The sequence below is a fragment of the Streptomyces sp. NPDC048254 genome, assembly GCF_043201895.1.
GTDB lineage: Bacteria > Actinomycetota > Actinomycetes > Streptomycetales > Streptomycetaceae > Streptomyces.
Window position 1 is genome coordinate 264,667 of record NZ_JBICZJ010000013.1, and the last position, 20,179, is coordinate 284,845.

Sequence of the window (20,179 nt, forward strand, 5' to 3'; positions counted from 1 at the left end):
ACGTCCGGGCCGGGTCACGGTAGCGTTGCTGCAACGCGTCCGCAGGGACACGCGCGGGGGTGAGCCACCCACCGAATCCCGGCATTCAGCAGCCGCACATCCACGGGTCCCGCGCACGTCACGCCGAGTCCAGCCTGCCAAGGAAGAAAGCAGGTGCAGATTTCCTCAGCTTCCGCTCGGCGCAGGAGACCTCCATGACCGCCATGCCCGCCTCACCCCCTGCTCTCGCCGCCCCGCCCGGGGACTCCGGCTATCTGGTACAGCTCGCCCGCGACGAGGACGACGTCCGGGCCGCGCAGCGACTGCGCTACCAGGTGTTCGCCGGAGAGATGGGCGCCCGGCTCGACGGGCCTGAACCGGGTCTGGACGTGGACGCCTTCGACGCGTTCTGCGACCACCTCCTGATCCGGGAAGCCCTCACCGGCGAAGTCGTCGGCACCTACCGACTGCTGCCGCCCGAGCGCGCCGCCGTCGCCGGCCGCCTCTACTCCGAGGGCGAGTTCGACCTCAGCCCGCTCGCCGGCATCCGCTCCAACCTGGTCGAGGTCGGCCGCTCCTGTGTGCACCCCGCCCACCGCGACGGCGCCGTCATCGGCCTCATCTGGGCCGGCATAGCCCGGTACATGGTCGACCGCGGCCATGAGTGGCTGGCCGGCTGCTGCTCCGTCCCGCTCGCCGACGGCGGTGCCCTCGCCGCCGCCACCTGGGAGCGGGTGCAGGCCAAGCACCTCGCCCCGGAGGAACTGCGGGTACGACCGCTGCGCCCGTGGGTGCCCGAGGGACCGGCCCCGGAGGGCCGTGCCGAACTGCCCGCGCTGCTCCGCGGCTACCTGCGCCTCGGCGCCTGGGTGTGCGGCGAGCCCGCGCACGACCCCGACTTCGGGGTCGCCGACATGTACGTCCTGCTGTCGATGCGCCGGGTCAACGCGCGCTATCTGCGGCACTTCCTCTCGCTCGTCCCGGCCTGATGAGCGTCTGGCTGCCCAGCGCGCCCTGCACCCCCGGCGCGTGCGTGGAGTCCGCGGGGTCGCTCATGGTCGTTCCCCGCGCCGTGCTGCGGTTCGCCGCGGTCGTGGCCCTGATGCTGGTCGCGATCACGCTGCTCCCGCTCGGCTGGGGGTGCCCCCGCTTGCGGGGGAGGATCCCCGCCGAGTGGGTGCGCCGGTTCTCCCGGCTGGTCGTCCGGGCCGCCGGGGTCCAGGTCCGGATCACCGGCCATGCGCCGGACAGCGGCGGGGTGCTCCTTGTCGCCAACCACATCTCCTGGATGGACATCCCGCTGCTGGCCGCCGTCCGGCCCGCGCGGATGCTCGCCAAGAAGGAGATCCGCGAGTGGCCGGTGGCCGGCGCGCTGGTGGCCGGTGCCGGGGCGCTGTTCATCGACCGGGACCGGCTGCGCGCGCTGCCGGACACGGTCGGCCGGATCTCGGGCGCGCTGCGGGAGGGCGCCGCGGTGGTCGCCTTCCCGGAGGGCAGCACCTGGTGCGGCCGGGCCCAGGGCCGGTTCCGCCGGGCCGTGTTCCAGGCCGCCCTGGACGCCGGCGCGCCCGTGCAGCCGGTGCGGCTGCACTACCGGCTGGAAGCAGGCGAGGCCAGCACCGTGCCCGCCTATGTCGGTGAGGACACGCTGCTGGCCTCCCTGTGGCGGGTGGTGTCGACCCGTGGCCTGGTGGCCGAGGTGGACATACGGCCGCTGATACCGGCCGGCCGCCACCCGGACCGGCGCACCCTCGCCCGCGCCGCCCAGCCGGTGACCCACGGGCCGGCCTGGACGCACGCGGCTCTGGTGAGCCCCGGCAAGGGCTCTCAGTGGTCGGTCTCCAAGTGGAGCTTGAGCAGGTCGACGCCGTAGTCGCCGCCGTTGGGCGTGCGGATGATGGTGTGGATGTGCTGCTGGGTCGGTGTGCCGCCCGGACCGCCCATGCCACCGCCCCCGCCCGGCTGGCCGGTGGGCATGCCACCGGTGGGCCGGCCGGTGGGCTGCCCCGCGGGCTGGCCGCCGCTGCCGGTCTTCGTCCCGTAGGCGAGCGGTGACTGGGCGTCGTACTCGATGAGGACGACCGGGCTGTGCACCCGGTAGTAGAAGGCCGAGGTGTCCTTGGTCTCGCCGAGCCAGTAGAAGTACGTCTGGTCCAGGTGTTCCTCCACCTCCTTCATCCGCACGCCGGCGTGGCCGTCGTCCAGGTAACCGACGTAGACGCCGACCAGGTCGAGGAGCTTGTCCCGCTGGGCCGAGGTGAGTTCGGAGCCGGGCAGGCCCTGGTAGGCGAGCTCGAGGTTGTCGGCGCCGGCGCCCGCCTTCATGTCGGTGCCGCTCTTGCTGACCTTGGCGTCGATCACCTTGGCGCGCTGGGCCGAGGTGAGGGAGCGGAGCAGGGCCAGACCGGCCTTGGTCTCCGGCTTGAACAGGGTGATCTTCTCGCCCTGGTAGGTGGCCGAGGTCGGCTCGGAGCCCATGAAGGTCGGTGTCATGACGACCTGGTCGCCCAGGACGAAGTAGTTGATCGCCACATGGTGGCCCTCGTACTGGAAACCCCACGGCTTGCTCGTCGACGGGGTGCCCATGAAGGTGAAGAAGTAGGCGCCCTCGGTGAGGGTCTCCCGGTTGCCGCCGTTGTAGTCGCCCAGGAACGCGTTCAGCTTCATGATGTTGCGGGTCTGGGTGAGCCCCTTCGCGGACAGCGCGGCGCCGAGCAGCGCATAGCCCAGCTCCCGCTTCGCGTCCGTGATGTCGCCCATCCGGACGCCCTTGCGCTCGTAGCCGTCGACGTTGCTCCAGGCCAGCCACTCGTCGTCGGCCACGTCGAAGGTGCACGAGGTGCGCTCCTTCGTGCTGAGGCCGTCGAGGAAGGCCTGCGCGGCCTTGACGACCTTGTCCGTGGAGACGTCGGTGGAGTGGACCGAGTACAGGCCATCGACGACCTTGCCGTCCGTGGTGAGGCCCACGAAGTCCTTGTACTTGACCTCGGACTGGCCGGGGCCCATGCCGCCGGGTCCGCCGGAGGGCATACCGCCACCGGGGGTGCCGGAGGCCGAACTCGACGTGCCCGACGAGCCGTTGGAGCAGCCGGTCATGGTCGCCAGCGCGGCGGCACCGCCGGCGAGCAACGCCTTGTTCATGAACCAGCGGCGGGTGCGCTCGGCTTCGGGGGTGCGGGGGTGGTGTCCATGCATACGCCCAAACTCCAGGGGCAACCTGAAGCGTTCCTGAAGATCATCAGGGCAGGGACCGGGACAGATAGGGTCCCGTGACACTGCCCTCGGCCCGCGCGACCTCCGCCGGCGGACCCGCCGCGACGATTCGGCCGCCCCGGTCCCCGCCGCCCGGACCCAGGTCGATCACCCAGTCCGCGCCCGCCACCACCGCCATGTCGTGTTCGACCACCACGACCGTGTGCCCGGCGTCCACCAGCCCGTGCAGCTGGCGCATGAGCACCTCGACGTCGGCCGGATGCAGCCCCGTCGTCGGCTCGTCCAGGAGGTAGAGGGTGTGGCCGCGCCGCCCGCGCTGCAACTCGCTCGCCAGCTTGATCCGTTGGGCCTCGCCACCGGACAACTCCGTGGCGGGCTGGCCCAGTCGCAGATAGCCGAGCCCCACGTCGAGCAGGGTGCGCAGGCTGCGTGCCACGGCCGGGATGTCCGCGAAGAACTCCGCCGCGCTCTCCACGGTCAGCTCCAGCACCTGGGCGATGTTCCGGCCCCGGTAGGGCACTTCGAGCGTCTCGGGGTTGTAGCGGGCCCCGCCGCAGTCCGGGCAGGGTGCGTAGGTGCTGGGCAGGAACAGCAGCTCCACGCTGACGAAACCCTCGCCCTGGCAGGTCTCGCAGCGCCCTCCGGTCACGTTGAAGGAGAACCGCCCCGCGCCGTAACCACGCTCCCGCGCCCGGTCGGTGGCCGCGAACACCTTCCGTACGACGTCGAACAGGCCGGTGTAGGTGGCCAGGTTGGAACGCGGGGTGCGGCCGATCGGCCTCTGGTCGACGGAGACCAGCCGGCCGACCCCGTCCAGCTCCTCGGTGATCTCGCCGATCAGCGTCGACTTGCCCGAGCCGGAGACTCCGGTGACGGCGGTGAGGACACCGAGCGGGAACTCGGCGGTGACCGCGCGCAGGTTGTGCCGGGTGACCGGGCCGACCTTCAACCACCCGACGGCAGAGCGGAGCCGACGGGCCGGAGCGGGCCCCGCCGCGAACAGGTGGCGGGCGGTGGCGGACTCCGGGACCCCGGCCAGTTCCGCCACCGACCCGCTGTGCAGCACCCGGCCGCCGTGCTCACCGGCGCCCGGGCCCACATCCACCAGCCAGTCGGCGCCGCGCACCACGTCCAGGTGGTGCTCCACCACGAACACCGAGTTCCCGGCCGCCTTCAGCCGCGCCAGCACCGTGAGCAGCGCCTCGGTGTCCGCCGGGTGCAGCCCGGCCGACGGCTCGTCCAGGACGTACACGACACCGAACAGCCCGGAGCGCAACTGCGTGGCCAGGCGCAGGCGTTGCAGCTCACCCGCGGAGAGCGTGGGGGTCGACCGGTCCAGACTCAGATAGCCGAGGCCGAGTTCGACGACCGGTGCGATGCGGGCGGTGAGGTCATCGGTGAGCACCCGCGCGGTCTCCGACGCAGGGCCGCCGCCGAGCAGTCCGGCCAGCTCGGTCAGGGGGAGCCCGGCCAGCTGCGCGATCGTACGGCCCGCGAAGGTCACGGCGAGCGCCTCCGGCCGCAGCCTCCTGCCGCCGCACACCGGACAGGGCGCGCTCGTCAGGAAGCCCTCCGCCTTCGCCCGCAGCGCCGGGCTCCTGGAGTCCGAGAAGGTCTTCATGACGTACCGGTGGGCGCTCATGTACGTGCCCTGGTACGGCCGTTGGATGCGGTCGGCGTCCCGGACCGGGTGCACGGTGACCACCGGCTGCTCGTCCGTGAAGAGGATCCACTCCCGTTCCCCGGCCGGCAGTTCGCGCCAGGGCCGGTCCACGTCGTGACCGAGCGCGTCCAGGATGTCCCGCAGGTTCTTGCCCTGCCAGGCACCCGGCCAGGCGGCGATCGCGCCGTCCCGGATCGACAGCGACGGGTCGGGGACCAGCGACTCCTCCGTCGTACGGTGGACCCGGCCCAGACCGTGGCACTCCGGGCAGGCGCCCACCGCCGTGTTCGGGGAGAACGCGTCGGAGTCGAGCCGCTCGGCGCCCGGCGGATAGTCCCCGGCACGCGAGAAGAGCATGCGCAGGGAGTTGGAGAGGTTGGTGATGGTGCCGACCGAGGAGCGGGAGGTCGGAGCCGAGCGGCGCTGCTGGAGCGAGACCGCCGGCGGCAGCCCGCTGATCTCACCGACCTTCGGCGCCCCGACCTGGTGGATCAGCCTGCGCGCGTACGGTGCGACCGACTCGAAGTAGCGCCGCTGGGCCTCGGCGTAGATCGTGCCGAACGCCAGGGACGACTTCCCCGAACCGGACACGCCGGTGAAGACGGCCAGCACGTCCCGCGGGATGTCCACGTCGACGCCCTTGAGGTTGTGCTCACGGGCGCCACGGACGCGGACGTACGGATCGTGGGGGCTGTGCATCGGGGGAGGCTCCGTACGGACGACTCGCCGGGCAGGGACAAACCCCGCGAGTCTAGTCCGTGCGGTCCGTCAGGGATGCGGAGGGTTGTTCCGGTTCCGCTCCTGCTCGATGTAGTCGTCGGCCTTCTTCTGGCCCATGTCGACCTGGGACTGGTACTTGTTCCCGGTCCGCTGGTCGATCATGTCGCCGCCCTTTTCGACGCCTTGTTTGGCCTGGTCCTCGTGGCCCTTGAGCATCCCCTTGAGCTTGTCCAGCATGGACATGGCAGCCCTCCTCGCTGGTTGCGGCTTCCTCACCAGCGTCACCGGCCCCGGCCCGGTCCGCATCTCGGCGGGCGTCCCCGTGCGGGCCCGGCGTGCCTGTGCGAGGTTGGAAGACGCGGAATCCCGCCGATTCGCAGAGCCGACCGCAGAAAGGCCCGGGCCCCATGAGCACTCCCGGTTTCGGATTCGGACGCAGTCCCTTCGAAGACTTCGACGAGCTGATGTCCCGCTTCTTCGGCGGATCCGGACCGGGCACACCGGCCCGCCGACCGCAGCGCGTCGACATCGGCAGCCTGCTGTCCGAACGGGCGCGCGAGCTGGTGGCCGAGGCCCGCGACCTCGCCGCCGTCGAGGGCAGTGAGGAGCTGGACGCCAGGCACCTGCTGGCCGCGGCCACCACCCACGACTCCACCCGGCGGCTGCTCACCGAGGCCGGCGCGGACCCCGACCAGCTCCGCGAGCGGCTCACCGCCGGCCACGGCGGCGGCGAGAAGACGGAGCCCACCACCCTCACCCCGGCCGCCAAGCGCGCCCTGCTCGACGCCTACCAGATCTCCCGTGCCGAGGGTGCCTCCTACATCGGCCCCGAGCACCTGCTGCGCGCGCTCGCCGCGAACCCGGAGTCGACGGCCGGGCGGACGCTCGGCGAGAGCGGCTGGGAGCCGACCCGGATGCCGGTCGAGGGCCCGGCGGAGCGGAAGAAGCCCAGCACCACGCCGACCGTCGACGAGTACGGCCGTGATCTCACCGAGGACGCCCGGGCCGGGCGCCTTGACCCGGTGATCGGGCGGGACGACGAGGTCGAGCAGACCATCGAGGTGCTCTCCCGGCGCAGCAAGAACAACCCCGTCCTGATCGGTGACCCCGGCGTCGGCAAGACCGCCATCGTCGAGGGCATCGCGCAGCGGATCGTCGCCGGGGACGTGCCCAAGACCCTGGATGGCAAGCGGCTGGTCTCCCTGGACCTGGCCGGGATGGTGGCCGGAACCAAGTACCGGGGCGAGTTCGAGGAGCGGCTGAAGAAACTCCTCGACGAGGTCCGCGAGCACAGCGACGGACTGGTGCTGTTCCTCGACGAGTTGCACACCGTCGTCGGCGCCGGCGGGGGCGGCGACGGGTCCCTGGACGCGGGCAACATCCTCAAACCCGCCCTCGCCCGCGGCGAGTTGCACCTGATCGGCGCGACCACGATCGACGAGTACCGCAAGCACATCGAGAAGGACGCGGCCCTGGAACGCCGGTTCGCGCCCATCCTGGTCGGCGAGCCCACGGTCGACGACACCATCGAGATCCTGCGCGGCCTGCGCGACCGTTACGAGGCCCACCACCAGGTCCGTATCACCGACGAGGCGGTGGTCGCGGCGGCCGAGCTCTCCGACCGGTACATCACCTCCCGCTTCCTGCCCGACAAGGCGATCGACCTGATGGACCAGGCCGCCGCCCGGGTCCGGCTGCGCTCGAAGACCCCGCCCACCGACACCCGGGACATCGAGGACCGGATCGCCGCCCTGAACCGGGAGAAGGACCAGGCCGTCGCCGACGAGGAGTACGAGCGCGCCAAGGAGGTCCGTGACCGGATCAGGGAGACGGAGGCCGAGCTGGCGCAGGCGGGCACGGCCGAGGAGCACGCGCCCAAGGTCACCGCCGAGGACATCGCCGAGGTCGTCTCCCGTACCACCGGCATCCCGGTCGCCCAGCTCACCGAGGAGGAGCGGGAGCGGCTGATGAAGCTGGAGGAGCACCTGCACGAGCGGGTCGTCGGCCAGGACGAGGCGATCACCGCCGTCGCCCGGGCGGTCCGCCGTGCCCGGGCCGGCATGAGCGACCCCAACCGTCCGGTCGGCAGCTTCCTCTTCCTGGGCCCGACCGGCGTCGGCAAGACCGAGCTGGCCCGCGCCCTGGCCGCCGCCCTCTTCGGCGACGAGACCCGCATGATCCGCCTCGACATGAGCGAGTTCCAGGAGCGCCACACGGTCTCCCGGCTGGTCGGCGCCCCGCCCGGATACGTCGGCCACGAGGAGGCCGGTCAGCTCACCGAGGCGGTGCGCAGGCAGCCGTACGCCGTGCTCCTCCTCGACGAGGTGGAGAAGGCGCACCCGGACGTCTTCAACACCCTGCTCCAGCTGCTGGACGACGGCCGGCTCACCGACGCCCAGGGCCGTACCGTCGACTTCAAGAACACCGTCGTCATCATGACGTCGAACATCGGTGCCGACCGCATCCTGGCCGCCGGCACCGAGGACTACGCCAAGGTCCGTGAGGCCGTGATGCCGGCCCTTCAGCAGCACTTCCGGCCGGAGTTCCTCAACCGCATCGACGAGATCATCGTCTTCCGCGGCTTGGACCGCACCCAACTGCGCCAGATCGTCGACCTGTTGCTGGAGCACACCCGGCGCCGCCTGCACGCCCAGGAGGTCGGCCTCGAAGTCACCGACGCGGCCGCGGGGTTGCTCGCCAACCTCGGTCACGAACCCGACTTCGGCGCCCGCCCGCTGCGCCGCACCATCCAGCGCGAGGTCGACGACCGCCTCGCCGACCTGCTGCTCTCCGGCCAGCTCACGGCGGGCGACCGGGCGGTGGTGGACGCGGCCGACGGCCAGATCGTGATCAGGTCCGACAAGCCGGCCGAGGTCGGCTGATCAGGCCCGCACCAGCGCGGCCAGCCGCCGGTAGGAGTCCAGCAGGGCCGGGCGGTCGTAGCTGCTGGTGGTGACCAGGACCTCGTCGGCGGCCGTCTCCTTCAGGACCGACTCCAGCTCGTCCGCGACCTGCTCCTCGGTACCGGCGAGGTGCCCGGCGAGCCCGGACTCGTAGAAGCCGCGCTCCTTCACGGTCATCGCCCTGCTCTCGACCGCCTCGGCCGGGGGCAGCGGCGGGAAGGTGCCGTGGGTGCGGGAGTAGGCCATCGACCAGGCCTCGGGGACGAGCAGCCGGCGGGCCGCCTCGGGGGTACCGGCGACGGCGACGGTCCCGGAGATCACGACATAGGGCTCGGCCGCCCAGGGGGAGGGGCGGAAGCGGTCGCGGTAGTGGTCGATGCCCCGGCGCATCTTCTCCCGGTTGCGCAGATCGCCGATGACCATCGGCAGCCCGGCGCGGGCCGCGATGCCGGCGCCCTCGCCCATCGCGAGCACGAACGGCGGCACCCGCAGCCCCTGAGCCGGGCGGGCCCGCACCCCGGTCGGCGAGGTGCCCTCGAACCAGCCGAGCAGCTCGCCGAGTTGCGCCGCGAAGTCCTCGGCGTCGTCCTTGTCGCGCCCCAGCGCCTTGCGGACCCCGTCGGTGAACCCCACCGACCGGCCCAGCCCCATGTCGATCCGCCCGGGGAACAGCGACTCCAGCACCCCGAACTGCTCGGCCACGACCAGAGGCTGGTGGTTCGGCAGCATGACACCACCGGTGCCGACCCGGATGGTGCGGGTCGCGGCGGCGACGGCCGCGGCCAGTACGGTCGGCGCCGAACCGGCGACCCCGGGCACCCCGTGATGCTCCGAGACCCAGAACCGGTGATAGCCGAGCGCCTCCACCTCCCGCGCCAGCGCCACGGTGTCCCGCAGCGCCGCACCGGGGGTGTGTCCCTCCCGGGTGCGCGAGCGGTCGAGGACGGAGAACCGGGTCCCGGCGATCAGCGCGTTCACAGAGGGTTCAACACCGGAGCGGCCCCAGGATTCCCGCCGCCGGTCAGTCCCCGGGGCGCAGCAGACCGCGCTCGTAGGCCCTGACCAGGTGCTGCGGAACCAGATGCCGGACACCGTCGACGGTCACCGGGACGAGCGTCGGGGTGCTCGCCTTCCACTGGGCGCGGCGGTGACGGGTGTTGCTGCGCGACATCTTCCGCTTGGGTACGGCCATGGGGATCCTCCTCGGTGCTGCTGTGACGGTGCCGACCGGGCGGCACCGAGGAGGCTATATGAAAATGGATCCCATGAGCAATTGGCTGTCCGGTGCCCAGGGCCGATGCCGGTGCCCGACTAGGGTTGCCGCGTGACCGACAGCAGCAAGCGTCCGATCGCCGTGTTCGACATCGACAACACCCTCGCCGACACCGCGCACCGCCAGCGGTTCCTGGAGCGAAAGCCCCGCGACTGGGACGCCTTCTTCGCGGCCGCGCCGCACGATCCGCCGCTCGCCGAGGGGATCACGCTGGCCGTGGCGACCGCGGAGGAGTGCGAGATCGTCTATCTCACCGGACGGCCGGACCGCTACCGGCGCGACACCCTGGACTGGCTCGCCGCCCATGGGCTGCCCGAGGGACGTGTGCACATGCGGCGCAACGCCGATCGCAGGCCCGCCCGGCACACCAAGCTGGAGATCCTGCGCCGCCTCGCCGAACGGCGTGAGGTCCGCGTCCTGGTCGATGACGACGAGCTGGTGTGCGACGACGCCGAACGGGCCGGGTTCACCGTGGTGCGGGCCCGCTGGGCCGACCGCTCGGCCGCGCTGGAGCAGGCCCAGGAGGGGGAGGGGCGGACCTGAGCCCGCCCGGCACGGGTCCCGTGGCCGTCAGCCCTCGTCGTCGATGCGGAAGCCCACCTTCAGGCCCACCTGGTAGTGCTCGATCTGCCCGTTCTCGATCTGGCCCCTGACCTGTGTCACCTCGAACCAGTCCAGGTTGCGCAGAGTCTGGTTGGCGCGTGCGACACCGTTGCGGATGGCCTGGTCGATGCCCTCGTGCGAGGTGCCGACGATCTCGGTGACCCGGTAGGTGTGGTTCGGCATCGGGATGCTCCTCTCGTCGTCATTCCAAGGTGCCGCATCCGGGAGCGGAGCGCGAGGCGTCGGTGATCGAGATCCCGGTCGCGGGTCGCCGGTCGCCGGTCAGCCGGTCTCGACGGCGAAGGGGCCGCCGGCGCCGAATGCGAGCCGCCCGAAGTTCTCGGCGATGCGCCGGTGCCCCGCCTGATCGGGGTGCACCTCGTCGGGCAGCGGGAACTCCGCGTAGTCCCGCTCGCCGTACAGGTCGCGGCCGTCGAGGTAGTGCAGGTTCGGGTCGTCGGCCGCCCGCTGTCCGACGATCCGGGCGAGTTCGGCACGGATGACGTTGAGCGTCAGGCGCCCGGCGGCGCGTTCGGCCGGATCGCCGGACGCCTTGAACCGCAGGGATTTGCCGTCGAAGTCGGGCGCGAGCGGTCCGGGAGTGTCCTCCTGGACCGGGCACAGCAGGGCGGACACGACCAGCAGCGGAGCCGTCGGATGCCCCTCGCGGAGGGTGTCGAGGAAGCCGTGCACCGCGGGGACGAAGGCGCGCAGGCGCATGGCGTCGGCGTTGACGACATTGATGCCGATCTTGAGGCTGATCAGGTCCGCGGGGGTGTCCCGCATCGCACGCGCGGTGAACGGGTCCAGCAGCGCACTGCCGCCGAACCCCAGGTTGACCAGCTCCACTTCGCCCCGGGCGGCTGCCAGGGCCGGCCAGGTGGCGGTCGGATGCGTGGCGTTCGAGCCGTGGCTGATGGAACTGCCGTGGTGCAGCCACACCCTGCGCCCGCTCTCCGGTGCCCGCTCGACGGGGGCGTCGGTGCGCAGGGCGATCAGCTCGGTGATCTCGGTGTGCGGAAGCCAGATCTCGACGTCCTTGTCACCGGCGGGGAGGCCGGTGAACCGGGCGGTGCCGGCCGGCCCCTCGGCCAGCTCGGCCGACTGGGTGAACATGTCGGTGATGGTGTGCACGTTGCCGCCGGCCACCGTGGCCTGGGCCGTGAGGCGGCCGTCGACCAGCAGGTCGTACACGCCGTCCGCCGGGGCCGGGAACCCGCGGTACACCCGTTTGGTGGGCCGCGTGTCCAGTTCGACGGCGGTGGCCCGGGTGCGGAAGGCAAGCCGCACGCCGGAGGGCTGGGCCTCGGCCATGGCCAGTTGGCTGTCGGGGATCTGCCGGCGGGCCCGGGCGGGCAGCCGATGCGGCAGCAGACCGTGCGCGGTCGCTTCCACGTCCAGGAAGCCGCGCAGGATGTCCACGGTGACGGGTGTGGTGATCCAGTCGTGTTCGGTGCTCATCGCCTCAGCCTGTTGATCGATATGTCCGGTTGGTTCGGAGGGGGGCGGTGCGCGGCGTCGCACCGCCGCCGGTCAGGACGTGGCCCGGTTCCGCAGCAGAGCGTCGAGGGAGTCCACGATCCAGGCCCACGACTCCCGTGCGTCGGGGGCGCTGTGCTCGAAACCCCCGGCGAGCTCCAGGCTGACGTAGCCGTGGAAGACGCTGCCGAGCATCCGGACCGCGTGTGTCTGGTCCGGCTCCGTCAGGTCGTAGCCGCGCAGGATCGCCCGCGTCATCTGGGCGTGCCGCACCCCGGCACTGGCGGCCGCGGTCTCGTGGTCGAGCCGGAGCCGGGCGGCGGCGTACCGGCCGGGATGCTCCCGGGCGTAGTCGCGGTAGGCGTCCGCGAAGGCGGCCAGGGCGTCCTTGCCGGCCCGCCCGGCCAGGGCGTCGGCGACCCGGTCGGCGAGTTCCTCCAGGGCGAACAGGGCGATCCTGGTCCTGAGTTCCTGGGAGTTCTTCAGATGCGAGTACAGACTCGCGACCTTGACGTCGAACCGCCGGGCGAGTGCCGAGACGGTCACCTGGTCGAAGCCGACCTCGTCGGCCAGCTCCGCCCCCGCCACGGTCAGTCGCTCCGGGGTCAGCCCCACTCTGGCCATAGCCTTCCTCCTGTCTGGCGACAGTCATAATGCATTTGCCTAAAGGGTTTAGGCAAATTAGCCTACGGCACATGAGACCCCTGAACGAGCGGGAGATCCGCGCCGCGTTCGTGAACTGCACCAAGGGCGAGGCCAAGCGCCTGTCCGTCCCCCACGACCTGGCCGACCGGCCGTGGGACGACCTGGACTTCCTCGGCTGGCGGGACCCCCAGGCGCCCGACCGCGCCTACCTCGCCGTCGAGCTGGGCGGCCGCCCGGTGGCGCTCGCCCTGCGCTCCTCCGGTCCCACGTCCTGGCAGGCGCGGCGCAGCATGTGCTCGGTGTGCCTGACCACCCACACCGGGGGCGTCTCGCTGATGGTCGCCGCGAAGGCCGGCAAGGCCGGGCAGCAGGGGAATTCCGTGGGCGTCTACATATGCAGCGACCTCGCCTGCCCGCTGTACGTGCGGGGCAGGAAGGACGCGGGCGTCGGTGCGCGCCTGCCCGAATCGCTCACCCTGGAGGAGAAGATCCAGCGGACCGTCGCGAACCTCGCGGCGTTCGTCGCCAGGGTCACCGCCTGAGACGGTCATGGGTTGCGGCCCTTGACCCTGCGCATTGGTCCATACCAAAATCCCGTACACCCGTACGAGCACCCGTGCTCGTTCCCCCACGTCGGGCCTTCTCCCCTGTCCGCCAGACAGAACAGGAACCCCCTCGTGAGACGTCGTCGCCCGCTCGCCCTCGTCTGTGTGTCCGCCGCGCTGCTCAGCGCCTGTGGCGTCCTGCCGGGCGGATCGGGCGGGCGGCACACCATCACGGTGTGGCTGATGCAGAACAGCGCGTCGCAGGAGTTCCTGCACCGCTTCACCGCCGACTTCGAGCGCACCCACAAGGACATCCGCCTCGACATCCGTATCCAGCAGTGGACCGGGATCGTGGACAAGGTGCAGGCGGCGCTCAGGTCCGACTCCGCGGACGCTCCCGACGTCATCGAGGTCGGCAACACCCAGGTCCCGCAGTACGTCGAGGACGGCAGGCTCACCGACCTCACCCTGGAGTCGATGCGGGACTGGGGCAAGGAGCACTGGCTGCCCGGCCTCGCCGAACCCGGCCGGGACGAATCGCGTCAGTACGGCATCCCCTGGTACGCGGCCAACCGTGTCGTCATCTACCGCAAGGACCTCTTCGAGAAGGCCGGCATCACCTCCCCGCCGAAGGACCGCGACGAGTGGCTGGCCGACACCGAGAAGCTCAACTCGGGCGGGAACCAGGGAATCTACCTCGCCGGACAGGACTGGTACACGCTCTCCGGGTTCGTCTGGGACGAGGGCGGTGATCTCGCCGAGCAGACGGACGCCGGCTGGAAGGGCACCCTGGACAGCCCGGCCGCACTGCGCGGGATGGACTTCTACCGGCGGCTCCAGGCCCTCGGCAAGGGGCCCGTGGACGCCGACGAGGAACACCCGCCCCAGGTCGGGGTGTTCGCGGGCGGCCAGGTCGCACAGCTCGTCGCGGTGCCCGGCCTTGCCCAGTCGATCGTGCAGGAGAACCCCGAACTCAAGGAAGAGATCGGCTTCTTCCCGGTGCCGGGCCGCACGGCCGACCACCCCGGAGCCGTCTTCACCGGCGGCTCCGATCTCGTCGTACCGCAGAACACCGACCGGCCCTACGACGCGACCGCCGTCGTCGGCGCCCTCGCCGGAGCCAAGTGGGACACCGAACTGGCCCGCACGATGAACTACGTGCCCAACAAGACCACACTGGCGGGCGCGGTCGCCGGGTCGGAGGGGGTCGCCGCCATGGCGGCGGGAGCCGCGCAGGGCCGGGCGACCCCCCACACCCCGGACTGGCCGGCGGTCGAGGCCGACAACCCGATCAAGGGCTACATGACCGAAGTGCTCAGCGGGGCGGACCCCGTGACCGAGGCCCGCCGTGCCTCCCGGCGGATCACCGAACTGCTCGCGCCGGACTTCGGGTGAGTCAGCGCGCGACGCTGAGGGAGAGCGCGAAGCGTCCCTGCGAGTCGGTCCACCAGTTGGTCAACTCAAGCCCCGCGGCGGCCAGTTCGCTGGTCACTCCGGCCCGCCGGAACTTCGCCGACACCTCGGTGCGCAGCTCCTCACCCGCCGCGAAGTCCACCGCCAGGTCGAGCGCGGGCACCTTCACGGTCTGCGCGACCCGGGAGCGCAGCCGCATCTCGATCCACTCCTCGTCCGCGTCCCACAGGGCGACATGGTCGAAGGTGTCCGGGTCGAAGTCGGCGCCCAGCTCCCGGTCGACGACGGCCAGGACGTTCTTGTTGAACTCGGCCGTCACCCCGGCCGCGTCGTCGTACGCCCGGACCAGCACGTCCTCGTCCTTGACCAGGTCGGTGCCGAGGAGCAGCGCGTCACCGGGCGCGAGCAGCGACCGTACCGAGGCCAGGAACCGGGCCCGCTCGGCGGGCAGCAGATTCCCGATCGTGCCGCCGAGGAACGCCAGCAGCCGCGGCCCCGGCGTCTCGGGCAGGCTCATCCGGCCGGTGAAGTCGGCGATCAGGGCGTGCACGGACAGCGCCGGCCGCTCCTCGATGAGCGCCTGCCCGGCCTGGGTCAGCGCGCTCTCGCTGACGTCGACCGGGACGTACACCTCGAGAGCGGTGAGCGCGTCGATCAGCAGGCGGGTCTTCTCGGAGGAGCCGGAGCCGAGCTCCACCAGGGTGCGGGCACCGCTCGCGACGGCGATCTCGCCGGACCGGGCGAGCAGGATCTCCCGCTCGGCCCGGGTCGGGTAGTACTCGGGCAGCTCGGTGATCTCCTCGAAGAGTTCGCTGCCCCGGGCGTCGTAGAACCACTTGGGCGGCAGTGTCTTGGGGGTGGCGGTGAGGCCGGTCAGGACATCGGCGCGCAGCGCGGCGTCCGTCGCGTCCTCGGGAAGGGTGCGGGTGACACGGAGGGGACTCACGTACAGGGCTCCTTCGGGGATGAGGGTGCCCCCGCTCGAACGGAGTCGAGAGTGGGGGAGGATGCCGGGGCCTGGACCGGGTTCTCGACCGGGTCGTCCTGGGGCCGGGCGTCCTGGGCGGTGCCGTCCTCGACCGGCTTCCCGATCGGCTTCCCGACCGGGGTGAGGGTGACGCCCCGGCGGCTCGCGATGAGCAGCGTGCGGTCGGGGACCTCCCGCCAGCGCGGGTCGTCGTCGTACGGCTCGGAGGCGACGACGGTGCGGTGGCCGGGTTCCGAGAGGTAGCAGAGGCTGTCGCCCCAGGCGGTGGCGGCGATGGTCTCGCCGTCGGTGAGCAGGAGGTTCAGCCGGGCGGTCGGGGCCGCCTCGGCGACCTGGAGAACCGTTTCGGCAAGGGCGGGGCCCGGCGGTGTGCCGGACCGCAGCCGGTGCAGGGCCAGTGCCCAGACGAACGCTGAGTCGGTGCGCGCCTCCATCGACAGCAGGTCGACCGGGGGCAGCAGCGGGACGAGGGACGCCACCGTCTGCGGCCAGCCGGGGATCGCCCCGTTGTGGCTGAACAGCCAGCGGCCCGCGGCGAACGGCGCCGCCGCGGCCTCCGCGTCCGCGCCCGCCAGGGTCGCGTCCCGTACGGCGGCCAGCAGCGCGCCGGCGCGCACCACCCGGGCCAGGTCGGCGAAGGACTGGTCGGCCCAGATCGGCCCGGCCCGCCGGTAGCGGGCCGGCTGCGGATCCTCCGGGGCGTACCAACCCACTCCGAAACCGTCGGCGTTGACCGTCCCGTACCGCTGCCGCCGGGGTGCCCACGACTGGCGGTACAGGGAGTGCCCGGGCTCCACGAGGAGCCGGCCGAGCGGCTCCTCGGGGCCCAGACACGCCAGATGACGGCACATCAGACGGTCTCCGCGGTACGGGCGGTGCGGAAGCCGGAGAAGATCTGCCGCCGGATCGGGTAGTCCCAGTTGCGGAACGTCCCCCGGCAGGCCACCTGGTCCACGGCGAACGAACCGCCGCGCAGCACCTTGTACTCGGGGCCGAAGAACACCTCCGAGTACTCCTTGTACGGGAAGGCGGAGAAGCCGGGGTAGGGGAGGAAGTCGCTGGACGTCCACTCCCAGACGTCGCCGATCAACTGCCGTACGCCGAGCGGCGACTCGCCCTCCGGGTAGCTGCCCGCCGGGGCGGGGCGCAGATGCCGCTGGCCGAGGTTGGCGTGCGCCGGGGCCGGTTCGGCGTCGCCCCACGGGTAGCGCCGGGACCGGTTCTCGCCGGGGTGGTGCCGGGCGGCCTTCTCCCACTCGGCCTCGGTGGGCAGCCGGCGGCCGGCCCAGCGGGCGTAGGCGTCCGCCTCGTACCAGCTCACGTGCAGCACCGGCTCCTCGGGCGGCACGACCTCCGTGACCCCGAACCGGCGCCGCAGCCACTGGCCGCCCTCACGGTGCCAGAAGTGCGGGGCGACGATCGAGTGCTGCCGGATGTGCGCCCAGCCCTCGGGCGTCCACCAGCGCTCGGTCTCGTAGCCGCCTTCCTCGATGAACGCCAGGTACGCGCCGTTGGTCACCGGGGTGGTGTCGATCCAGTAGGACGCCACCTCCCGCCGGTGCGCGGGGCGTTCGTTGTCCAGCGCCCACGGCTCGGTGGAGGTGCCCATGGTGAACGGGCCGCCGGGGACCAGGACTTCGGCCGGGCCGGTGAACGGCGGCGCCGGGTCGGGGTCCGGGGCGGTCAGGGCCTGCGGGCCCGTGCGGAGCTGATGGGTGATCAGCATCGTCTCGTCGTGCTGCTGTTCGTGCTGGGCGATCATCCCGAAGGCGAACCCCGCCTCGGTCAGCCTGGTGCCGCCGCTGAACGCCGAGCCCTCCAGCAGGTCCAGGGCCCGCCCGCGCACCTCCGCCGCATAGCGCCGGGCCTCGGCGGGCGGCAGCAGCGGCAGCGTGGGCCGTTCGGAACGCGGGTGCTCGAAGGCGTCGTAGAGGCTGTCGATCTCGGGGCGCATCGCCTCCCGGCCGCCGACGTTGCGCAGCAGCCAGAGTTCCTCCTGGTTGCCGATGTGCGCCAGGTCCCAGACCAGCGGGGACATCAGCGGGGAGTGCTGGGCGGTGAGGTCGGGCTCCTCCACGCAGCTGGTCAGGAGCGTGGTGCGGTCCCGGGCCGTGATCAGGGACTTCAGGGCCCGGTCCCGCAGGGTCTCGATGTCGATGTCGGTCTCGGGGGCGGTCATGCGGGGATGTCCTTCCCGTGGGCGCGGCCCGATGTGCCGTGCAGGGGGTCCAGCAGGTCGTCGGCCGGGCAGCGGCCCTGGAGGACGTACCGGTCGTGGTACGCCGCCACGGCGGCCACGACCTCGGGGGTCGCGCCCAGCCGGGGCAGGGCCTCCAGTGCCGCCGCGAAACAGGCGACGGCGGCCTCGTGCAGTTCCGGGTCGCCGAGCCCGGTCCGGGCCGCGTCGATCCACAGCGGATTGTGCGGGGCCGACCGCGGCCGCGCACGCTCGGTCAGCGGTTTCACCGTCCGGTACGCGGTCTCGGCGGCCTCCGGGTCGTCGAACAGCGCCGTCGTCACCGCGAGCGGCACGATCCAGCCGTCGTCGCCGGGCTGCGCGTCGATCATCCGCAGCTCCAGATGACCACGCGGCCGGACCGGCGGGAACAGCGTGGTGAGGTGGTAGGCGAGATCAGCCCTGGTGGGCGACCCCGACCGGGTCCACTCCCGGAAGGTGAGCCCCTCGGGCACCTCCCAGGGGCCGCTGTCCCGCCGTACGCACATCACCGGGGCGTCCAGCACGTGCCGGGCCCAGGACGTGCGCGGGTCGCCGGCCAGCGGGGGCGCTCCCGCGCGGCCCGCGCCGATCTCCATCCACAGCAGCTGCCGGGTGGAGACCCAGCCGGTGGGACGGCCTCCCACCAGGGGGGAGTTCGCGAAGGCGGCCACCAGGACCGGGCCCAGCTGGTGGGCCAGCCACCAGCGGCGCGTGTGTCCCAGCGGGCCGGGCTCCTCCTGGCCGGCGTCCAGGCAGACCTGCACGGAGGCCGAGGCGCACATCATGTGCCGGCCGGCCGGGCCGGTCCGGTCCAGGCAGGCCTCCATCGCGTCGTAGCGCGGCTCGCGCAGGAAGCGGCGGGGCGGGTGCCAGGGATCGTGGCCGGCGCCGACGAGACCGAGACCCAGCTCGGCCAGGACCGCCCGTACGGCGTCCAGATCATCGGAGACGGTGCCGATGCACTCCATCAGGGAGGCGGCGGGCGGCGAGCTCAGCTCCAGCTGACCGCCGGGTTCGACGGTGAGCGCCGACCCCAGGGGCACCGGGCGCAGTGCGGCGTAGGCCGCTTCGAGTCGTTCGGGTGTCACGGGGAGCTGCGGTCGCCGCAGCTCGTGGACCAGCCATTCCACTTCCACCCCGACCGTGCGGGGTGGACCTGTCTTGAAGCAGATGCCCTTGACCAGGGCCTCCACCTCGGCTTCGGTGACAGCGGTGCGGTCGTCCGAGAAGTCGGTCTTCACCGAGCCGTCGGTACAGTCGCCGCCGTCGGATATCGAGTCGGACATGTCGGGATCCTCCTGAGATTCCACCATGCCGCCGGCCCGGCCGTGGAGGGGTCCGGGACGGCTACGTCCGTTACACCCAAGACCTTCGCGCCGATTCGCACAAGGGCACCTATCGGGACGTTCTAGATCGGTAACCTCTGCTTCCTCGCACGTTCCGGAACCGTTTCGGGCGCACGAAACTCCGTTGCACCGCATCACCAGCATCACCCAGGATGCGTACATGAGCACGACGGGGGAGGCCGCACAGGCCGCGGTCATGGCGCCCACGGGGGTGGCGCCATGAGCGCGCGCCTGCGCGGAATCGCCCAGGAGACGGAACGGATCGTGGCGGCGGGGGCCTATCGGACCCCCGACGGCCGGGAGGTCCTGCTGGCGGCCGACATCGCGGCCGCACAGGCCGGGACGCGGATCCACGGTCCGGAACCGGTGCCGGTTCCGGCGACCGCTCCGGTGCGGACGGTCGTCGAGGTCACCGGCGAGAGCAGCCTGGAGGCCGCCCGCCGGCTGGCCGACGCCCCGGTCGCGGTCCTGAACTTCGCCTCGGCCCGAAACCCGGGCGGCGGCTATCTGAACGGCGCCCAGGCGCAGGAGGAGGCCCTGTGCCGCGCCTCCGCGCTCTACGCCTGCCAGTTGCACGCCAGAGCCTTCTACGACCACCACCGCGCCCACCGCGACCCGTTCTACTCGGACCGGGTGATCCACTCCCCGGCCGTCCCGGTCTTCCGTGACGACCGCGGCCGCCTCCTCACGGAGCCCTACCGCGCCGGATTCCTCACGTCCGCCGCGCCCAACGCGGGCGTGATACGCCGTACGACGCCGGAACGCACCGTTGAACTGCCGGGCGCCCTCGGCGCCCGGGCCGGGCGGGTCCTGGAGGTGGCCGCCGCGCACGGCTACCGGCGGCTGGTCCTCGGCGCCTGGGGCTGCGGGGTCTTCCAGAACGACCCCCGGCAGGTCGCGGGGGCCTTCCAGGGGCTGCTGGGCCCCGGCGGACCGTTCGCCCGGACCTTCGAGCACGTGGTGTTCGGGGTCCTGGACCGTACGCCGGGATCGGTGGTCCGGGCGGCCTTCACGGAGGTGTTCCGGGAAGCCGCCCTCGACGCCTAGGGTCTGTCCGGCGGATCAGGTCGCAGGAGAACAACGGCACATCATCAGTGCCGGTGAGCGGGGCCTGGTGCGTCCGACTGCAAGGCGGAGGAGGGCGGCAACGCGGTGGGGGCACCCCCGGCCGAAGGCTGGGGGACGTTGACA

The 20,179-nt window shown here is 72.2% G+C and carries 19 protein-coding genes; 7 read left to right on the forward strand and 12 right to left on the reverse strand.

Going from position 1 to position 20,179, the window contains the following annotated elements:
* Positions 1–194 precede the first annotated feature (194 nt).
* Positions 195–968, forward strand: a complete 774-nt coding sequence (locus ACGFZQ_RS33215) for a GNAT family N-acetyltransferase (RefSeq protein WP_393843426.1) — start codon at positions 195–197, stop codon at positions 966–968.
* Positions 968–1,852 (forward strand): lysophospholipid acyltransferase family protein, encoded by an 885-nt coding sequence (locus ACGFZQ_RS33220; protein WP_393843427.1) that lies wholly within the window; start codon positions 968–970, stop codon positions 1,850–1,852. Before ACGFZQ_RS33215 ends, ACGFZQ_RS33220 begins: the two co-directional genes overlap by 1 nt.
* On the opposite strand, the gene ACGFZQ_RS33225 is transcribed toward ACGFZQ_RS33220, so the two are convergent.
* The 3 genes from ACGFZQ_RS33225 to ACGFZQ_RS33235 form a co-directional block, all read right to left on the reverse strand.
* Positions 1,807–3,174, reverse strand: a complete 1,368-nt coding sequence (locus ACGFZQ_RS33225; RefSeq protein WP_393843428.1) for a DUF3500 domain-containing protein — start codon at positions 3,172–3,174, stop codon at positions 1,807–1,809. The two genes, ACGFZQ_RS33220 and ACGFZQ_RS33225, sit on opposite strands and share 46 nt — an antisense overlap.
* Before the next feature lie 43 nt (positions 3,175–3,217).
* Entirely contained in the window at positions 3,218–5,554 is a 2,337-nt protein-coding gene (locus tag ACGFZQ_RS33230; protein ID WP_393843429.1) for an ATP-binding cassette domain-containing protein, read from the reverse strand.
* A 69-nt stretch (positions 5,555–5,623) separates the two neighbouring features.
* The gene (locus tag ACGFZQ_RS33235) at positions 5,624–5,818 is read right to left on the reverse strand and encodes an antitoxin (RefSeq protein WP_393843430.1); all 195 of its coding nucleotides are present in this window, start codon (positions 5,816–5,818) and stop codon (positions 5,624–5,626) included.
* 164 nt (positions 5,819–5,982) lie between these two features.
* On the opposite strand from ACGFZQ_RS33235, the gene ACGFZQ_RS33240 reads away from it, so the two are divergent.
* Positions 5,983–8,457, forward strand: a complete 2,475-nt coding sequence (locus ACGFZQ_RS33240; protein WP_393843431.1) for an ATP-dependent Clp protease ATP-binding subunit — start codon at positions 5,983–5,985, stop codon at positions 8,455–8,457.
* Here ACGFZQ_RS33240 and ACGFZQ_RS33245 read toward each other — a convergent pair whose 3' ends face one another.
* Positions 8,458–9,456 carry an LLM class flavin-dependent oxidoreductase gene (locus tag ACGFZQ_RS33245; protein ID WP_393843432.1) on the reverse strand — a complete coding sequence of 333 codons (999 nt, stop codon included), beginning with the start codon at positions 9,454–9,456 and terminating at the stop codon, positions 8,458–8,460.
* A 43-nt stretch (positions 9,457–9,499) separates the two neighbouring features.
* Positions 9,500–9,670: a 50S ribosomal protein L32 gene (rpmF, locus tag ACGFZQ_RS33250; protein WP_393843433.1), complete on the reverse strand. Its 171-nt coding sequence runs from the start codon at positions 9,668–9,670 to the stop codon at positions 9,500–9,502.
* A 132-nt stretch (positions 9,671–9,802) separates the two neighbouring features.
* Here rpmF and ACGFZQ_RS33255 point away from each other — a divergent pair, with 132 nt between their 5' ends.
* Positions 9,803–10,294: a hypothetical protein gene (locus ACGFZQ_RS33255; protein WP_393843434.1), complete on the forward strand. Its 492-nt coding sequence runs from the start codon at positions 9,803–9,805 to the stop codon at positions 10,292–10,294.
* A 27-nt stretch (positions 10,295–10,321) separates the two neighbouring features.
* Here the strand turns inward: ACGFZQ_RS33255 and ACGFZQ_RS33260 are convergent, their stop codons facing one another.
* The 3 genes from ACGFZQ_RS33260 to ACGFZQ_RS33270 form a co-directional block, all read right to left on the reverse strand.
* Positions 10,322–10,537: a dodecin gene (locus ACGFZQ_RS33260; protein ID WP_089106102.1), complete on the reverse strand. Its 216-nt coding sequence runs from the start codon at positions 10,535–10,537 to the stop codon at positions 10,322–10,324.
* 99 nt (positions 10,538–10,636) lie between these two features.
* Positions 10,637–11,815, reverse strand: a complete 1,179-nt coding sequence (locus ACGFZQ_RS33265; RefSeq protein ID WP_393843435.1) for a GDSL-type esterase/lipase family protein — start codon at positions 11,813–11,815, stop codon at positions 10,637–10,639.
* 72 nt (positions 11,816–11,887) lie between these two features.
* A complete protein-coding gene (locus ACGFZQ_RS33270; protein WP_393843436.1) occupies positions 11,888–12,457 on the reverse strand; it encodes a TetR/AcrR family transcriptional regulator in 570 nt (189 codons plus the stop codon).
* A 71-nt stretch (positions 12,458–12,528) separates the two neighbouring features.
* On the opposite strand from ACGFZQ_RS33270, the gene ACGFZQ_RS33275 reads away from it, so the two are divergent.
* A complete protein-coding gene (locus ACGFZQ_RS33275; protein WP_393843437.1) occupies positions 12,529–13,020 on the forward strand; it encodes an FBP domain-containing protein in 492 nt (163 codons plus the stop codon).
* 135 nt (positions 13,021–13,155) lie between these two features.
* Entirely contained in the window at positions 13,156–14,418 is a 1,263-nt protein-coding gene (locus ACGFZQ_RS33280; protein WP_393843438.1) for an extracellular solute-binding protein, read from the forward strand.
* A gap of 1 nt (position 14,419) precedes the next feature.
* Here the strand turns inward: ACGFZQ_RS33280 and egtD are convergent, their stop codons facing one another.
* Genes egtD through egtA form a run of 4 tightly spaced genes read right to left on the reverse strand, consistent with a single transcriptional unit; the run spans position 14,420 to position 18,928 of the window.
* Positions 14,420–15,382, reverse strand: coding sequence for an L-histidine N(alpha)-methyltransferase (gene egtD, locus ACGFZQ_RS33285; RefSeq protein ID WP_393843439.1), 963 nt, complete (start codon positions 15,380–15,382; stop codon positions 14,420–14,422).
* Positions 15,379–16,275: an ergothioneine biosynthesis protein EgtC gene (gene egtC, locus ACGFZQ_RS33290; protein ID WP_393843440.1), complete on the reverse strand. Its 897-nt coding sequence runs from the start codon at positions 16,273–16,275 to the stop codon at positions 15,379–15,381. Before egtC ends, egtD begins: the two co-directional genes overlap by 4 nt.
* On the reverse strand, positions 16,275–17,603 hold the full coding sequence (gene egtB, locus ACGFZQ_RS33295; protein ID WP_393843441.1) for an ergothioneine biosynthesis protein EgtB: 1,329 nt from the start codon (positions 17,601–17,603) through the stop codon (positions 16,275–16,277). The genes egtC and egtB overlap by 1 nt, the downstream gene beginning before the upstream one ends.
* Positions 17,600–18,928 (reverse strand): ergothioneine biosynthesis glutamate--cysteine ligase EgtA, encoded by a 1,329-nt coding sequence (egtA, locus tag ACGFZQ_RS33300; protein WP_393843442.1) that lies wholly within the window; start codon positions 18,926–18,928, stop codon positions 17,600–17,602. The genes egtB and egtA overlap by 4 nt, the downstream gene beginning before the upstream one ends.
* A gap of 279 nt (positions 18,929–19,207) precedes the next feature.
* Between egtA and ACGFZQ_RS33305 the strand changes: the two genes are divergently transcribed.
* Positions 19,208–20,035, forward strand: a complete 828-nt coding sequence (locus ACGFZQ_RS33305; RefSeq protein WP_393843443.1) for a TIGR02452 family protein — start codon at positions 19,208–19,210, stop codon at positions 20,033–20,035.
* The last annotated feature ends 144 nt before the right edge of the window (positions 20,036–20,179 follow it).

Excerpts from the sequence above, each read along its gene's own strand:
- ACGFZQ_RS33215 (WP_393843426.1), top strand. The coding sequence starts at position 195 with ATGACCGCCATGCCCGCCTCACCCCCTGCTCTCGCCGCCCCGCCCGGG.
- ACGFZQ_RS33275 (WP_393843437.1), top strand. The coding sequence starts at position 12,529 with ATGAGACCCCTGAACGAGCGGGAGATCCGCGCCGCGTTCGTGAACTGC.
- ACGFZQ_RS33305 (WP_393843443.1), top strand. The coding sequence starts at position 19,208 with ATGAGCGCGCGCCTGCGCGGAATCGCCCAGGAGACGGAACGGATCGTG.
- ACGFZQ_RS33240 (WP_393843431.1), top strand. The coding sequence starts at position 5,983 with ATGAGCACTCCCGGTTTCGGATTCGGACGCAGTCCCTTCGAAGACTTC.
- egtA (WP_393843442.1), bottom strand. The coding sequence starts at position 18,928 with ATGTCCGACTCGATATCCGACGGCGGCGACTGTACCGACGGCTCGGTG.
- ACGFZQ_RS33265 (WP_393843435.1), bottom strand. The coding sequence starts at position 11,815 with ATGAGCACCGAACACGACTGGATCACCACACCCGTCACCGTGGACATC.
- ACGFZQ_RS33220 (WP_393843427.1), top strand. The coding sequence starts at position 968 with ATGAGCGTCTGGCTGCCCAGCGCGCCCTGCACCCCCGGCGCGTGCGTG.
- egtB (WP_393843441.1), bottom strand. The coding sequence starts at position 17,603 with ATGACCGCCCCCGAGACCGACATCGACATCGAGACCCTGCGGGACCGG.
- ACGFZQ_RS33225 (WP_393843428.1), bottom strand. The coding sequence starts at position 3,174 with ATGCATGGACACCACCCCCGCACCCCCGAAGCCGAGCGCACCCGCCGC.
- ACGFZQ_RS33235 (WP_393843430.1), bottom strand. The coding sequence starts at position 5,818 with ATGTCCATGCTGGACAAGCTCAAGGGGATGCTCAAGGGCCACGAGGAC.
- ACGFZQ_RS33260 (WP_089106102.1), bottom strand. The coding sequence starts at position 10,537 with ATGCCGAACCACACCTACCGGGTCACCGAGATCGTCGGCACCTCGCAC.
- rpmF (WP_393843433.1), bottom strand. The coding sequence starts at position 9,670 with ATGGCCGTACCCAAGCGGAAGATGTCGCGCAGCAACACCCGTCACCGC.
- egtC (WP_393843440.1), bottom strand. The coding sequence starts at position 16,275 with ATGTGCCGTCATCTGGCGTGTCTGGGCCCCGAGGAGCCGCTCGGCCGG.
- ACGFZQ_RS33230 (WP_393843429.1), bottom strand. The coding sequence starts at position 5,554 with ATGCACAGCCCCCACGATCCGTACGTCCGCGTCCGTGGCGCCCGTGAG.
- ACGFZQ_RS33270 (WP_393843436.1), bottom strand. The coding sequence starts at position 12,457 with ATGGCCAGAGTGGGGCTGACCCCGGAGCGACTGACCGTGGCGGGGGCG.